Genomic DNA, 14,265 nt, shown 5'->3' on the forward strand with positions numbered 1-14,265 from the left:
GTTTTGCCTGGGAGACGAGCAGATGATGGCACTGGCCCGCGCACTGACGCTCCTTGTGGGTCTGGGCGCAAGTTGCGGACACGCCGCTGACATTGGCTATCTGGCTCCGCCGGGTGTCCCTGCAAAGGAGTTTCCCGCGGCTCAGCGCCCGGTTGCGCAGATCGTCAGCCCGAGCCGCGCCTCCGAGGAGCACCGCGATTCATTGAATGAGGCCGGTGAGATCGCCCGCCTTCTCGAACTCAAGCCAGGCATGACAGTCGGCGACATTGGTGCCGGCGCCGGCTACCACACGGTCCGTCTCTCCCGTCTCGTCGGTCCCACCGGCTCCGTCATCGCCCAGGACGTCACGCGAAGTTACCTCATCGCGCTCGCCAGGCGAACGCAACGCCTGAGGCTGACAAATGTCACATTCGCGCTGGGCAAACCACACGACCCGCGCCTTCCCGCTTCCTCGCTCGACGTTGCCATCCTTGTGCACGTGTATCACGAAATAGCTCAGCCCTATGCCTTCCTCTACAATCTGGCGCCCGCCCTGAAGCGGGGCGCGCGGGTCGGAATTGTCGACCTCGAGCGTCCGACGTCGGAGCATGGCACGCCAATCGAACTGTTACGTTGCGAACTGAGCGCCGTTGGCTATCGCGAGGTCGCCACACATCAGCTCGCAGGCGACGGCGGATACCTGGCGGTGTTTTCGCCACCGGAGCCACGGGATCGAAAAGCCCCCCGGGACATCGTTGCTTGCCGGGGTGCCGGCGCTCGCTGATCTAGCCACGCCTCTCTCCCGGACCCCTCTGGCGTCGCAGCTCAATCGCGAGGCGAACAAATGTCGTCGAGATCGACCAAGCTGCCTTGATGCCGGCGATGAGATTGCCGGAGACCTTCGATACCCCGCCGATCCGGCGCCGCTGCCCGACGGCGATCTCGAGTGCCGGCAAGCGGGCGGCCGCAACCCGCATCAGCATTTCCAGGTTCCAGCCGTATGTCTCCTCCTTCATGCCGAGATGTCTGAGCTCATCCCGCCGGATGGCGCGAAACGGCGACAGGTCGGTGAAGCCTACGCCATAGACAAGGCGCAGGAGCAGCCGGCCGACATGAGCCGCGAGGAGCTGCTGCGGCGCCAGGCTGCCGGATTCGCGTAAACCGCGAACGCGCGAGCCGAGTACGAAGGTGGCCTGCCCAGCGACGATCGGCGATACAAGATCGGAGATGCGCTCTGCAGGATCACTGCCGTCACCGTCGAGAAAGACCAGAATGTCGGCGTCATTGCGCGCGGCGGCGATGCCTGTCTGGATGGCGCGACCGTAGCCGCGTCGCGGCTCGACAATCACGCGAGCTCCGGCGGCCCGTGCCCGCTCGGCCGTCCGGTCCCGCGAGCCGCCATCGACAACGACGACTTCACTCACGTTCTGTACCAGCACCGCAGCTACGACCTGGCCGATTGCCGCTTCCTCGTCGAGGCATGGAATGATTGCGGAAACGACCGGCGGTTGGCACAACAGGGGCCGCTCCCCACCGATCCCGTGGCTCACCTCGTTCACAGGCTCCAGCGCAGGCCGCAATTGGCGCAGCTCTTAGGGGGTTTGTCCGATAGCAGGGCCGCACGAAAATCCCGGTACGCGGACCCGTTCCAGATATCGCGTAAGGACTGCTGCCCTGCATGACCAAGCGTGTAGTTGTCGTAGCCATGCTGCGAAAATGGCGCTATGCAGCATGGCAAGGCGCGGCCATTGGCCGTGAAATACATCAACGACCACGGCCGTCGGCAGAGCGACCACGGCGAACCGTCACCACTGCTCTTCAGGCTTAGTCCCGGCTCGGTTGCCGCGCCCGACGCGCTGAAGGTCACGCCGAGGGAACGCGCCAGATCCTCCGCCTCTTTCAAATAGGCCGCTTCTTCCTGCGTCAGGCGCTCGAACAGGGCCTGATCCGGCCGCGCCATACCAATGGCGGACTCCGTGAAGAACACGAGCCGTTGCAGATAAACTTCTTTGACACCGATCTCCGCTGCGACTTTCACAAATGCCGGGAGTTGCTCGACAGTCTCTTTCAGGCCGGTGAGCCAAACGGAAACTTGCGGCCTTGCGAACCCCTCCCGCTCCTGTAGCTCGCGAAATGCGCGAACATTGCGGACAATCCGACCGAAATAATCCCTGCCACGAATCGCCTTGAAGCTCTCGCGGTTTGACGCGTCGAGCGACACACGCAGCTCATCAAGCCCGGCGTCGATCAGCGCACGGCCGTTGCGCTCACTGAGGACCGTCCCATTGGTGTTGAACAAGACGTAAACGCCGCGCTCTTTCAGGTATTTGACCATTCGCGGCAGGTTCGGGACCAGCATCGGCTCGCCAACGCCGTGCAGAACCACGCGCGCCAGATCGGGAAGCTGGTCGACAATCGACGTGAACAAATCCCAGCTCATGTCTGCCGGCGGCTCGAGCTCCTCGTAGGTGCGAGGACAGGTGGTGCACAGCAGATTGCAGCGGTTAGTCACTTCCAGATAGGCGCAGACCGGCGGACGCTGGGCGACCTCGGTGCGCTCGCCCGTGACCGACTCGTGATAGCGGCGCGGATCGAACGGCGCGCGAGTGCCCTGCACTTCGCCGGAAACGTTCATTGCGATGCCTCGGAATCTGCAGTCCGCTGCATGCGGGCCCTCCAGGCCGTAAAGGCGCAAGCTAGGAAAAGACCTCCGAACAGAATTGATTTGCTCACAACTCTCGGGATGTAGAAATCCCAGTCGAGCTGTTCGGACAGCAACAGCGCTCCGATGGAAACGGCCCAGGTAGGCGCGGATCCACACAGGGCGACAAACGGCATTATAATCAGAAAATACCAGGGATAGTTGGGCGACAACAACAGGAGCGCGAGAAGTAACAGCATGTTGATGTCGGCAAGACGGGACGCAATGCTGTGGTGCGAGCTGCGGGCCACGGAGAGCCCCTTGAACCAAAGGACCAGCGCGGCCAGTGCGACGTAGGCGGCAACATCACCTCGATGCTCGCCAAACACCAGGCGCCAAAGTGACAACAGCCAGAGATCGTTGCCGCCACTGATCCCCTCTTCTGTCAGATAGCCTTTGGTAAGGAATCCGAGAACTCCCGAGCCGACCGACAGATAGGGAAGATAACAAAGCGCGACGGTAGCGATCACGACGAGCGGCATCTTGACGTCCCAAGGGCGCCAGATCCCGGCCAGCACCGGCGCCGCGTAGGGCTTGACCAGCACTGAGAAAGTGATCACCACCGCTCCGCGGAGAGCACGGCCGGTCAGGGCAATCCACAGACCCAGCAGCATCAGCGCAACCATCAGCGCGTCGACATGGCCGTTGTTGGCAATCTCCCACACAGGCAGCGGATGCCAGAGATAGGCAACTACGCGCGTCACCGGGCGGTCCATACGCCGCAGCAGAACCACGATCAGTATCACTGTGACGGACTCGCACGCCAGCAGCGCGAGACGCATCGTCGTCACGCTTTCTCCGATCCGCGTGACAATGAGGAAGAAGAATTGCGCCACGGGAGGATAGATGGTTACGGCCGTATCAGCGCGGTTGATGTGAGGAAAGACCATCCTGTCGCGCAGAAAAGCCAGCGTTTCATCGGCTGGCATGAAGCGATAGGGATTAATGCCGGCGGCCTGAACCCTGCCATCCCAGACGTAGCGATAGACGTCGCTGGACAGAAGTGGATCGAACAGCAGCACATAAGCTCTCAGCACGATCCCAAGTCCAACGATAAGCCATAGTGCGCGACCAGTTGGCGAACGCTCCGCCAGACTTGTCGCTACGATCGTCAGCAGACCTGCGAGGATGCTCAGAGCAATGAAGGCATTGTCGCCAGCAGCCTCGAAGGCATAAGGAGTGACCAGGGTAAGACCGCACAAGACAACTCCGATGCCGGCCAACAGGCGAAGTGGAGATATCTCGTGGTCGGAGCGCATCAGTCGACCGAATTGACCGGCGATCGCTCCTGGCATGGGCTTCATTGGCTTACCTGCGGCGCGTCCTTCAAAAAGGCCCGGCTCGCCGGGGCGGATCCGCCGCCGCGAAAGCGGGTCGAATGCCCGGCCAGCTCGTCCTGCAGCCAACGCAAGGTTTCAATATCGTCGACATCGTACCATTCCGCTAGCAGCGTTGTGGCAAGCCCGATTTCGGCGGCGCGCTCGCGTGTACTGCGAGCTACGGTTTCTGTTCCCCATGCGATCTGCGTAAACAGGTGCTTGTGCGGATGCTTTAGGCCGATGAGATAGTAGCCACCGTCGCTTGCTGGCCCAAGCACCATCCGATCTCCGGGCTCGCGCATGGCTTCAATAGCCTGTACCAGCAAATGGATTGGCAGCGTCGGGCTGTCGCCATTGACAAGCAGGACACAGTCATGTCCGGCGTCCAGGAGAGCGCGTGTCGCGCCAAGCAGCACGTGTCCTAAGTCATCGCCAGCCTGTAGTAGCAGTCCGAACCCTGCCGGAAGCAGCTGCCGCATGACGTCTTCGGTGCCCGCCGGCGCGTAGACGCCATAGCCGCGCCTGCCGAGTGCCTCAGGGACCGCCTCGATTGCCGCGGCCACGTCGCGCAGAAAGCAGGCGGACAGCTCTGATGCTGCAACTTCGCCAATCGCGGTCGCAAGCCGTGTCTTTGAGCGGCCGGGCTGCGGCGCCTTGCATATGATGCCGATCGCCGCGACGCTCACAGCAGCCGACACCGCAGGCGATCGGCGGCGACCGCGGTCAATTGCAACGTACACTTTTGCGTGCGCGCCTCGCGCGGCAGACTTTCCGGCGCCAATGCGGACGGTTGGGTGTAATGTTTCTGCGCGAGGATGGGCGGGATCCCGCCATCATTGATCGCCATCACCAGACAACCTCGTCACGCCGACGCCGGGCACGGTAGCGCTCTCCCTGACAGCGGGCAAGCGCCGCCGAGGCGGCACCCAAGTCACAAAAGAATTCTTCAAGTGATGTAACAAGTCGGCTTTGAAGAACGTACTTACCACGGCCTCTACTCGCTGTTGGCATGGCAAGGACTTGCCATGCCCGAAACTAGTCGTGTTGATCCAATCGTGCGGGTCGCGTAGCATCGATCGCAAAGAGAGGCGGGTTCGATATCTTCGAAGTTGGCTGGCAACACCTAAGCGTCGAGGGTCGCCATGAATCACGAGACCGCAGTTTCGAATGCCAAAGAGATTGCCGATCGCATTCTCGCACCGACGGCCAGGCAAAATGACAAGGAAGCGCGATTCTCGTCCGAGGCAATCGCGGCGCTCGGTGCGGCCGGATTGCTGGGGATCACGCTGCCCACCGAGATGGGCGGCTCGGCCCTAGGACCGCGGACGTTCGCTGCCGTCGTCGCGACACTTGCAGAAGCGGACGCGTCCGCCGCGATGGTTTATTTGATGCACATGAGCGCTACCGCAACGATTGCGGCGGCCCGTCCGGGTGCCACGGTTGCGCAGACGCTAAAGGATATTTCGGCCGGAAAACACCTAACTACCTTGGCATTCAGCGAAGCCGGATCGCGCAGCCACTTCTGGGCACCCGTTTCGCGAGCGAAGCGAAACGCCGCCAACGTGCACCTCACGGCCAAGAAATCATGGGTGACAAGCGCCGGTCACGCACAAAGCTACGTTGTTTCGGCGCTCGCGCCTGAAGGCACGAGCCCGACGGATTCAACCCTTTATCTTGTCGCCAGTGGCACGCCCGGATTGTCGGTCGCCGGCCCGTGGGATGGTCTTGGATTGCGTGCCAATGCTTCTGCGCCGATGACCCTCGAGGATTGCGAGATCGCACCTGGTCTCCAACTGACGGACGACGGCGCCGGGTTCACGGCGATGCTGGAAGTCGTGCTTCCGCTATTCAACCTCGGAACATCGGCGGTCGCGCTTGGTCTTTGCCGGGCTGCGGTGTCGGGGACGGCAGCACATCTCAACGGCGCTCGCTTCGAGCATTTGGGCCAGACGCTCGGCGAGAGCCTGCCGACGCTTCGCGCACAGCTTGCGACGATGCAGATTGACACCGATGGGCTTGCCGCGCGCGTCGACGATCTCGTCGATCATCTTGAGCGCCCCCGAGATACCACCATGCTGCGCGTGCTGGAGAGCAAGGCGGCGGCGGGTGACGTTGCCATCGCCGTCACCTCGGCAGCGATGCGGGCGTGCGGAGGCGCTGCGTTTTCCAAGCATCTGGCCATCGAGCGATTGTTCCGCGATGCCCATGCAGGCGCCGTCATGGCGCCGACGGGCGATGTGCTGCGGGAGTTCATCGGCAAAGCCGTTTTGGGAATACCACTGTTCTGAGCGCGAGAGCTCTGCGCCGCTTGGCAGCGCTTGGATCGCGATAGACGAATTTCAATGTGGGCTTGAGAAGCGGGATGCAATCATGAGCCGGACGATCTGGGTAGGCGCCGTCGCATATGATCCGAAGGTGGTCGGTATCTGGGAGGGCATACGGCGCTACTTCCATGAAGAAGCGCATCTGCCCATCGAGGTGGTGCTGTTTCAGAGCTATGAGGCGCAAGTCGCAGCTCTCCTGGCCTCGCCGAGTGAGCGGCTGCCGCGCATCGACATCGGATGGAATACGAACCTCGCTTATATCCAAGCCGATGCCTGGAGCGACCATCGCTGCCGGCCGATCGCGATGCGCGATACGGATGTGGGCTGGATGACCAAGATCGTCGCGGTCACCGGCGGGTCCGTCGCCAAGCTTGCTGACCTTAACGGCCGCACCCTGGCTCTCGGCAGCCGCGACAGCGGCCATGCGGCGATCCTCCCGGTTTACTTTCTGGAGCGCGAGGGACTGTTTGAGGGAAAAGACTACCAGACGCTGCGCTTCAACACCGACCTTGGCAAGCACGGCGATACCGGCACCAGCGAGGCCGATGTCGTTCGCGCGGTGCTCGACGGCCGCGCCGATGCCGGCGCAATCGGCAGCCCATTCTGGAATACCGTGCGCACCGAGCGCCTGGTGCCGGAGGGTGCGTTGACCGAGATCTGGACATCGCAACCCTATAACCACTGCATGTTCACTGCTCGGTCAGATCTGGACCCCGCGTTGGAGCAGCAGTTTGCCAAAGCATTGTTTGGGATGAGCTACGATAACCCGGCCCATCGTCCTGTGCTCGAAGCGGAAGGGTTGCGCCAATGGATAGCACCGCAGCTTGATGCGTATGCGCAACTACGGGAAGCGTCGACGCAGCAAGGTTTCCTAACGCGGCCTTTGGCCTAGCAGCCGCTCCAAAGCCCCGGTCCGGCGTTGAGCGCGCTCGCGCCTTTGTCAGGCGCAATTGAAAATCATCGCCAACCTGCGCTGATGCTCGGATTCGCGATCGAAGGCGCGGCGCACGGCTGAGAAGGATTCGGCGAGCGGAAAGATTTCCCGCCTAACCAGCAGGTCGTTATCCTCGGCTCCAACCGGATGCCAAAATACGCCCTCCGCGGTGATCGTCACCTCGGGAACCAGGTCCGCCCTTGCCAAAGCGATGCCCTGCGTGGCGGAGCCTCGCAGCGCAATCCGCCTGATCACCCGGTTCTCCTCGCTGACGTGATGGGCGTCAAGGAAGCTGCGAAACTCGTCAGCCTCTGCGTCAGTCGACACTGTCGCCGCCAAACGCACGCGGAACCCTTCCGCGCGGGCCCGCTCGACCCCCTTCCAGGCGCGTGCCCATGTCCCCTTTCCACGATGACTGTCGTGGCGCTCCGGCGTGGGGCTGTCGAGGCTGATCTGGAAGGTTACGCGCTCGCGCGGTAACGAGCGCAGCGTTGTGAGCCTGCTCCCGGCAAACAGCATGCCGTTGGTGAGAACTGTCGTCGGCGCCGCAGCAGCACACGCTGCAAGGATCTCGCCGATATCCGGCAGCATGAACGGCTCGCCGCCGGTCACAAAGATTTCACCTACGCCGAGTTCCGCTGCCTCGGTAGCGATCTGTCGCACCCGCTCGATACCGAGAGCTCGCCGCGGAGCTTTGGGTGACGAGCGTACGCAACAATAATCGCAGCTCAGGTTGCAGTCGAAGTTGGTATAAAGCCACAGACGAGAGCCGACAAGCCGACCTTCTCCGACGTTCTCGGGAGCCTCTCCGTACCGGAGCACCCAACGGGTGCGACCTTTTTCGACTGCTGTGTCGACCAAACTGTTACGGGTGAAACGACACCATGCCTCGAGCTCGGGGCCGATGCTTGAGTCGCCGCTGATCACGGCCACCAGATCGCCTTTACGGCTTCGGCGGAGCGCAGCTATCAAATCCGGCAAGAGGCCCGAGGCAAATGTCTTGGTGCCGGCGTCGAGCTCAACGTTTGCGTTGGTCCTCATCCGTAGATCCTCGATCTTCCAACGTACCGCACCGGTTTCGCACCAGAAACAATCTCGCTAGAACGCAACGGACATGGCCAATTTCCAACGAAAATGAGGAAAATCAACGATTGCTTTGTTTGTCATCATGTTTGCTGGACAAGCGCATGCAACGCCTTAACCGCGGCCTCCCGGCTCTCCACAGGGACAAACAGACTGACCGAATGCGGCGACAACACGTACTTGTCGGGGACAATCCCGTGATGTCCGAGAACCTGCAACGCCTTGAACGGTAATTCCGACGAAACGCCGCCGAAGCAGGTGAGAGTAACCGAGCTTGAAGCCTCGCGCTGCTTGCGCAGATCCTTGCTTTGCTCCAGCGTGCGCAAGAAGGCGTCGAGCCACTCTGGATCACAGGCCACGGTCATGCTGGTTTTTCCCACGGTGAAGCTCGAGGCGAGGAGCTGCGGCCAGGACAGGCTGTTTTGCTTGAGATGCTCCGCAAATTTCTCGAAACCGTGATTGAGATCTTTGGAATCGATCTCCACGTGCTCAATGCGAGCCATCGAGTTGACGGCCAGAACCTTTCTGTTTTCCATGCCTGCAACCTCTTTCGTCACTTCCGTACTGCGCTCAACGCTACCCCACTGCTTCAGAACCAGACGCACATCCTGACTTTGCGCCAGCTCTACGCTGCGAAAATGCAGGATCTTTGCACCCCAGAAGCACATGTCGGACAGGGATGCGAAGTCCACTCGCCGCAGGGGCTTTGCATCCGGCACGATGCGCGGATCGGCCGAACAAATTCCGTCGACCTCTTTGATGATTTCACAGCGTTCGGCCTTCAATGCCGCTGCCATCGCAACGGCCGTGGTGTCGCTGCCGCCCCGGCCGAGCGTGGTGATTTCCCGGGTCGCCGCGTTAACGCCCTGGAATCCTGCCAGTACCACAACGCGCCCACGATCAAGTTCCTCATGCACGCGAATGGGCCGCACATCCAGAATGCGTGCGGAGGAATGGGAGTCGTCGGTCATCACGCCGGCCTGGCTGCCGGTGAAGCTGATCGCGGGCACGCCGAGATCGGAAAGCGCCATGCTCATCAGGGACATGCTGATGCGCTCACCGGTCGTTAGCAGCATGTCGAATTCACGCCGATTGGGAGCAGGACTTACCTGATAAGCCATCTGGATCAATTGGTCGGTGGTCTTGCCCATGGCGGAGACGATCGCCACCACACGATGACCACGGCCATGCAGGTCGGCGAGACTGCGCGCGACCGCACGAATTTTCGCCGGTGTTTCAAGACAGACACCGCCATATTTTTGTACGATGATGGGATGGTTGCGCATCTAACCTCGGTGAGAAGTCTCGCTCGCCTCGCCCATCGAACCGACACCGCCTATCCATGTGCCGACGACTTCAAAGTTCGGATTGAACACGACAAGGTCCGCGCGGTATCCGGGCGCGATCCGTCCAAGCTCGGACTCAAGGCCCAGAAATGCCGCGGGGGTCCTGGAGGCCATGATGAGGGCATCGACAAGGAAGATGCCGAGCAGCGCAACAGCGTTGCGCACCGCCTCGATCATGGTGAGGTGAGCGCCTGCGAGTGTGCCATCGGGGCCAGTCAGGCGATTTTCGTTCAACGTGATCTGCCTTCCATGCAGCATGAATTGCCGGTCGTTCGTGCCCGCCAGTGGCATGGCATCGGTGACCAGCATCAATCGGTCGCGTCCCTTGCAGCGGAAAGCAACACGCAAACCGGCGCGGTCAACGTGGATGCCGTCGCAGATGATCCCTGCAAACAGCCGGTCATCCCCAAGCGCGGCACCCACCAAGCCCGGCTCCCGGGCGTTCAACTGCGACATGGCATTGAACAGATGGGTGACCCCCGAGACACCGCGATCGACCACCTGCCCGACTTCGGCTGCGGTGGCGTCGCTGTGGCCGGCCGCGATACGCAATCCGGCGCCGATCAATTCATCGATCATGGACGCGGGCACGCATTCCGGGGCCAAGGTCACAATGGAGCGGCCGCGGCCTCCAAAACTTTTGATCGCGGCGAGATCCCGCCGATCGGGCACGCGTATCTCGGCTTCCGGATGAATGCCCTTGCGAGACCTGTTGAGCGCCGGTCCTTCCAGATGAAAGCCGAGAACGCCGGGAATCTTCAGACAAGCCTGGGCGACCGCAGCCAATCGCTCGATGACCTCGCCGCGATCGGTGATGAGGGTCGGCAAGCACCCCGTGGTACCGCCCTTGCGGTGCGCCTCAACGATGCATCGAACGCCAGCCTCCGTTGGCTGATCGTTGAGGAGAACGCCCCCGCCTCCGTTCACCTGGATGTCGATGAATCCGGGTGCGAGGATCGCGTCTGCGGGAAGTTGGATGGAGGCGCGCGCCTCCGCCTCGCCGAAGGTGGTGCTTTCAATCCGCCCCTGCGAGATCGTGACCGACCCCGGCCCGCGCATCTCGGCGCCATCAAAGATATGCTGCGCGGCAATCGTGAGGGAGGAATAACCAGCGTGGCCCATCAGTATTGATCCGAGAATGGCAGTCACGGACTCGTGAGGCGAGTCTCGTACAAGACTTCATATGTACACCAAGGGTCTCTTGAGAGGACCCGGAGCGAAACCTTCGCGTTAACTTTCCATGGGAACAAAAGGTACCACGTATCTCGGCATTGATGGTGGCGGAACCCGCTGCCGCGCCCGGATCGAAGACGAAAACGGAAGGGTACTCGGTGCAGCGAGCTCGGGGCCCGCCACGACCCGGATTGGCTTCGAGAAGGCTTGGCGGTCCATCATGGAGGCCACCGAAGCGGCAGCCGCACAGGCCGGACTGACGCGCGAGGATTTCGCGCAGATGCACGCCGGAATTGGCCTTGCCGGTCTTGGTCGCCGGGGCGCGGAAGCGGCACTCAACAAGATCGCGCATCCCTTTGCGTCCGTCATCTTCATCAGCGACGGCTTGGCGGCCTGTCTCGGCGCCCATAGCGGCGCGGACGGGGCCATCGTGGTAGCCGGCACAGGGTCGGTGGGTGTCGGCCTGATCGACGGCCACGAGATCCGTCTCGCCGGTTACGGCTTTCCGGTGTCGGACGAAGGCAGCGGTGCCGATATCGGCCTGCAGGTTGTTCGACTGGCGTTGCGGGCCGCGGATCGCCGCGGCGAGCTGACCCCGTTGCTTTCAGAGGTGTTGGGCGCATTCGATCATGATCCTTATCAGGCGGTGGCCTGGTCTGAAGAAGCCAGGGCCACGGACTACGCTGCGTTCGCGCCGATCGTGATACGGCACGCCAATCAGGGCGATCAGGTCGGCCGTCGCATTGTCGAACGCGCGGCCGATGCCATCGGCGATCTGCTCGATCTGTTCCTGGCGAGAGGGATTGACCGGCTCTCGCTGGTGGGCGGGCTCGCGGATGCCATTACGCCCTGGCTGACGCCTGACCTGCGCGCCCGCCTGAGGTGTCCTGACGCCGACGCGGCGGCCGGCGCATTACTAATTGCGCGAAGGCGGCTTGATGTGCCCAAGAAAGAACTGCCCAAGAGAGAAGCTGACCATGAACAGGCTTCAAAATTCCGCGTTTGATGGGGCATGGATCAAGTATATGGCCACCGAAGAAGTCGATCCCCGCTTTGCCGATCTCGATGCATGGCCGCTGACGTCGGCGATGGAAGCGATGTGGGAGGGCCAGCTTGCGGCAGTCGCGGCGATCGGCCACGCTCTTCCCGCGATCACAGCGGCGACTGAGGCGGCCAAGGCGGCGCTGGGCGATCGCGGACGCATTGTGTATGTCGGCGCCGGCACCTCGGGCCGCGTGGCGGTCCAGGACGGCGCCGAGCTGATGCCGACCTTTGCCTGGCCCAGCGAGCGCGTCCGCTTCATCGTCGCCGGCGGAGAAAGCGCGTTCGTCACCAGCATCGAGGGCGCGGAGGATGATGTCGATGATGCGGTCACGCAGATCGATGCCGCTCGGCTCACAGCGCACGACGTGGTGATCGCCGTTGCCGCTAGCGGGACAACGCCGTTCACGGTCGCGGCGCTGCAGCAGGCAGGCTCTTTCGGTGCCGTGACGATCGGTGTCGCCAACAACCCCGGCACTGCACTGCTGGAATCGGCAAAGTTTCCGATCTTGATAGAGACCGGTCGCGAGTTGATCGCCGGCTCCACGCGGATGAAGGCGGGTACCGCGCAGAAGGTCGTGCTCAACCTGATCTCCTCAGGGATCATGCTGCGCCTTGGCCGGGTGTATCGCGGCATGATGGTGAACATGCAACCGACCAATGCCAAGCTGAAGCGGCGCGCCGACGCCATGGTGGCGCAAATCGCACATTGTGATCCGTCGCACGCGGCACGCTCGCTTGAGCAGGCCGAGGGCGACATCAAGACGGCAGGCCTTCTGGCGTTGGGTATCGACAGGGTTGATGCCGAGACCATTCTGAAAAATTGTGACGGCAATCTTCGGCGCGTGTTTGCCGAGCTAGCCAAGGATCGTGACCGGCATCCCAAGGAAGCGGCACCGCGCAAGCAAGGCGGAGCGGTTGAGCCGTGACGAAATCCGCCATGGCGAGCGAAATCAGGGAAAGCGCGGATGTTGTCGCCAAAATTCTGCGTAACCGCCCCGCTACGCGCGACATCGCACAGCGAATCGGGATTGGCTCCGCCCCCCTGTGCGTGGTGTGCGGCCGGGGAAGCTCCGGGCATGCCGGGGTTTTCTTAAGATACCTGGTCGAGACGCGGCTTCGCCTTCCCGTTTCAGCCAGCGCTCCTTCGGTGATCACGGCATTTCGTACGCCCTTGATGCTGCGCGATGCGCTGTTCATCGTAATCTCGCAATCCGGGCGTAGCCCGGATCTTATCGCGGCGACTAGGTCGGCGCGCGCCGCGGGCGCCCGCACCATCGCCATCGTCAATGCGACGTCGTCGCCGGTGGCTGACGAAGCGGAGTTCGTCGTTCCGATTGAAGCCGGCCAAGAGCACTCGGTCGCGGCGACCAAGACCGTAATTGGCTCGATGGCCGCCAGCGCCGGACTTGTTGCCGAGCTGGCGGAAGATCGTGCGCTGCGGTCAGCCCTCGACAGGTTGCCCGAGCGCCTGCATCGCGCGCTGGCGCTCGACTGGTCTGAGATTGCCGATGATCTCACCAAAGCGTCAGCCGTGTTTGTCGCCGCGCGGGGCCTGGGCCTGGGCTCGGCGCGGGAGATCGCGCTCAAGCTTTCGGAAATCCTGCGCCTGCCTTCCATTGGTTTGAGCGCCGCCGAGCTGCAGCATGGGCCGCGCGCCGCGTTATCATCGCGCACGCCGGTTCTCATGATGCGCCTCATGGATGAAACGGCGGCCACGGTGGACGCGCTGGCAGAAGAATTGCGCGAGCAAAGGATCGCGCTGCATCTATGCGGCGGACCGCATGGCTCGCTGCCCTGGTTGGCCGAGGATGACCCCGCCACCGACCCGATCACCATGCTCGTTCCGGCCTATCGGATGATCGAGCAGACGGCACGCGCCTGCGGATTTGACCCGGATCGTCCTCCTCGCCTGAGCAAGATTACCGAGACGTTTTGACAGCTGACTGATCGCTGGTGGCGACCGAAAGCTCGGCACCGCCGCACGCTGCAGGTGAAATCGAAGCTGTTATGCCCATCGAGCAGATAGACGATTCCTTCGTAGCTCTCTGGACAAGCTCTATCTGGCGCAATCGTCCGGAGGTATTTTCCCGGCAAAGCGGTCAGTCATCCAGTTCACCGCCGCCATCGTGCTCGCTTGCGCGGCGCGTCCGTGCCCGATACCGGGCAGGATGACCATCCTGACCTTGCTGCCAGCCTTGCACAGCTTGTCCATGTAGGCCTGGGTAATCGCAGGCCGGATGATCTGGTCATTGGTCCCCTGCGCTAGAGCGTTAGCCGATCAGGTTGCAAATATCCTGCGGCGGCGAAGTAGTTTGTGGATTCTGCGGGCGAGTAAGTGTCGACGATGCGGCCAATGGCATCC

At 62.3% G+C, this 14,265-nt stretch carries 14 protein-coding genes; 6 read left to right on the plus strand and 8 right to left on the minus strand.

Going from position 1 to position 14,265, the window contains the following annotated elements; all coding sequences use genetic code 11:
* Nucleotides 1–22 precede the first annotated feature (22 nt).
* A complete protein-coding gene (locus IVA95_RS23905; protein ID WP_247512709.1) occupies nucleotides 23–763 on the plus strand; it encodes a methyltransferase domain-containing protein in 741 nt (246 codons plus the stop codon).
* Between the two features lies 1 nt (nucleotide 764).
* Here the strand turns inward: IVA95_RS23905 and IVA95_RS23910 are convergent, their stop codons facing one another.
* Genes IVA95_RS23910 through IVA95_RS23930 form a run of 5 tightly spaced genes read right to left on the minus strand, consistent with a single transcriptional unit; the run spans nucleotide 765 to nucleotide 4,846 of the window.
* Nucleotides 765–1,496 (minus strand): glycosyltransferase family 2 protein, encoded by a 732-nt coding sequence (locus IVA95_RS23910; protein WP_249810433.1) that lies wholly within the window; start codon nucleotides 1,494–1,496, stop codon nucleotides 765–767.
* A gap of 38 nt (nucleotides 1,497–1,534) precedes the next feature.
* Complete coding sequence (locus IVA95_RS23915) at nucleotides 1,535–2,614, minus strand: radical SAM protein (RefSeq protein WP_247512711.1); 1,080 nt, start codon at nucleotides 2,612–2,614, stop codon at nucleotides 1,535–1,537.
* Nucleotides 2,611–3,984, minus strand: a complete 1,374-nt coding sequence (locus IVA95_RS23920) for a glycosyltransferase 87 family protein (RefSeq protein ID WP_247512712.1) — start codon at nucleotides 3,982–3,984, stop codon at nucleotides 2,611–2,613. The genes IVA95_RS23915 and IVA95_RS23920 overlap by 4 nt, the downstream gene beginning before the upstream one ends.
* Entirely contained in the window at nucleotides 3,981–4,739 is a 759-nt protein-coding gene (locus IVA95_RS23925; protein ID WP_346658037.1) for a TIGR04282 family arsenosugar biosynthesis glycosyltransferase, read from the minus strand. Before IVA95_RS23925 ends, IVA95_RS23920 begins: the two co-directional genes overlap by 4 nt.
* Complete coding sequence (locus tag IVA95_RS23930) at nucleotides 4,682–4,846, minus strand: hypothetical protein (RefSeq protein ID WP_247512713.1); 165 nt, start codon at nucleotides 4,844–4,846, stop codon at nucleotides 4,682–4,684. The genes IVA95_RS23925 and IVA95_RS23930 overlap by 58 nt, the downstream gene beginning before the upstream one ends.
* 295 nt (nucleotides 4,847–5,141) lie before the next feature.
* Between IVA95_RS23930 and IVA95_RS23935 the strand changes: the two genes are divergently transcribed.
* Together IVA95_RS23935 and IVA95_RS23940 are read left to right on the plus strand one after the other, a co-directional pair.
* Nucleotides 5,142–6,287 (plus strand): acyl-CoA dehydrogenase family protein, encoded by a 1,146-nt coding sequence (locus IVA95_RS23935; RefSeq protein ID WP_247512714.1) that lies wholly within the window; start codon nucleotides 5,142–5,144, stop codon nucleotides 6,285–6,287.
* 82 nt (nucleotides 6,288–6,369) lie between these two features.
* Nucleotides 6,370–7,215: a PhnD/SsuA/transferrin family substrate-binding protein gene (locus IVA95_RS23940; protein WP_247512715.1), complete on the plus strand. Its 846-nt coding sequence runs from the start codon at nucleotides 6,370–6,372 to the stop codon at nucleotides 7,213–7,215.
* A gap of 48 nt (nucleotides 7,216–7,263) precedes the next feature.
* Here IVA95_RS23940 and IVA95_RS23945 read toward each other — a convergent pair whose 3' ends face one another.
* The 3 genes from IVA95_RS23945 to nagA form a co-directional block, all read right to left on the minus strand.
* A complete protein-coding gene (locus tag IVA95_RS23945) occupies nucleotides 7,264–8,298 on the minus strand; it encodes a radical SAM protein (protein ID WP_247512716.1) in 1,035 nt (344 codons plus the stop codon).
* A 125-nt stretch (nucleotides 8,299–8,423) separates the two neighbouring features.
* Nucleotides 8,424–9,626: an aspartate kinase gene (locus IVA95_RS23950; protein WP_247512717.1), complete on the minus strand. Its 1,203-nt coding sequence runs from the start codon at nucleotides 9,624–9,626 to the stop codon at nucleotides 8,424–8,426.
* Nucleotides 9,627–10,808, minus strand: a complete 1,182-nt coding sequence (nagA, locus tag IVA95_RS23955) for an N-acetylglucosamine-6-phosphate deacetylase (protein ID WP_247512718.1) — start codon at nucleotides 10,806–10,808, stop codon at nucleotides 9,627–9,629. It abuts the gene before it with no gap.
* A gap of 118 nt (nucleotides 10,809–10,926) precedes the next feature.
* On the opposite strand from nagA, the gene IVA95_RS23960 reads away from it, so the two are divergent.
* From IVA95_RS23960 to IVA95_RS23970, 3 genes are read left to right on the plus strand one after another with little or no spacing between them, the layout of a single operon-like run.
* Complete coding sequence (locus IVA95_RS23960; RefSeq protein WP_247512719.1) at nucleotides 10,927–11,865, plus strand: BadF/BadG/BcrA/BcrD ATPase family protein; 939 nt, start codon at nucleotides 10,927–10,929, stop codon at nucleotides 11,863–11,865.
* Between the two features lie 19 nt (nucleotides 11,866–11,884).
* Complete coding sequence (locus IVA95_RS23965; RefSeq protein ID WP_247512720.1) at nucleotides 11,885–12,829, plus strand: N-acetylmuramic acid 6-phosphate etherase; 945 nt, start codon at nucleotides 11,885–11,887, stop codon at nucleotides 12,827–12,829.
* 11 nt (nucleotides 12,830–12,840) lie between these two features.
* A complete protein-coding gene (locus IVA95_RS23970) occupies nucleotides 12,841–13,839 on the plus strand; it encodes an SIS domain-containing protein (RefSeq protein WP_247512721.1) in 999 nt (332 codons plus the stop codon).
* The last annotated feature ends 426 nt before the right edge of the window (nucleotides 13,840–14,265 follow it).

Origin of the sequence: Bradyrhizobium sp. 157 (assembly GCF_023073815.1) — a bacterium.
Lineage (GTDB): Bacteria > Pseudomonadota > Alphaproteobacteria > Rhizobiales > Xanthobacteraceae > Bradyrhizobium.

Excerpts from the sequence above, each read along its gene's own strand:
- IVA95_RS23920 (WP_247512712.1), bottom strand. The coding sequence starts at position 3,984 with ATGAAGCCCATGCCAGGAGCGATCGCCGGTCAATTCGGTCGACTGATG.
- IVA95_RS23915 (WP_247512711.1), bottom strand. The coding sequence starts at position 2,614 with ATGAACGTTTCCGGCGAAGTGCAGGGCACTCGCGCGCCGTTCGATCCG.
- IVA95_RS23965 (WP_247512720.1), top strand. The coding sequence starts at position 11,885 with ATGGCCACCGAAGAAGTCGATCCCCGCTTTGCCGATCTCGATGCATGG.
- nagA (WP_247512718.1), bottom strand. The coding sequence starts at position 10,808 with ATGGGCCACGCTGGTTATTCCTCCCTCACGATTGCCGCGCAGCATATC.
- IVA95_RS23940 (WP_247512715.1), top strand. The coding sequence starts at position 6,370 with ATGAGCCGGACGATCTGGGTAGGCGCCGTCGCATATGATCCGAAGGTG.
- IVA95_RS23950 (WP_247512717.1), bottom strand. The coding sequence starts at position 9,626 with ATGCGCAACCATCCCATCATCGTACAAAAATATGGCGGTGTCTGTCTT.
- IVA95_RS23945 (WP_247512716.1), bottom strand. The coding sequence starts at position 8,298 with ATGAGGACCAACGCAAACGTTGAGCTCGACGCCGGCACCAAGACATTT.
- IVA95_RS23905 (WP_247512709.1), top strand. The coding sequence starts at position 23 with ATGATGGCACTGGCCCGCGCACTGACGCTCCTTGTGGGTCTGGGCGCA.
- IVA95_RS23935 (WP_247512714.1), top strand. The coding sequence starts at position 5,142 with ATGAATCACGAGACCGCAGTTTCGAATGCCAAAGAGATTGCCGATCGC.
- IVA95_RS23930 (WP_247512713.1), bottom strand. The coding sequence starts at position 4,846 with ATGGCGATCAATGATGGCGGGATCCCGCCCATCCTCGCGCAGAAACAT.
- IVA95_RS23960 (WP_247512719.1), top strand. The coding sequence starts at position 10,927 with ATGGGAACAAAAGGTACCACGTATCTCGGCATTGATGGTGGCGGAACC.
- IVA95_RS23970 (WP_247512721.1), top strand. The coding sequence starts at position 12,841 with ATGGCGAGCGAAATCAGGGAAAGCGCGGATGTTGTCGCCAAAATTCTG.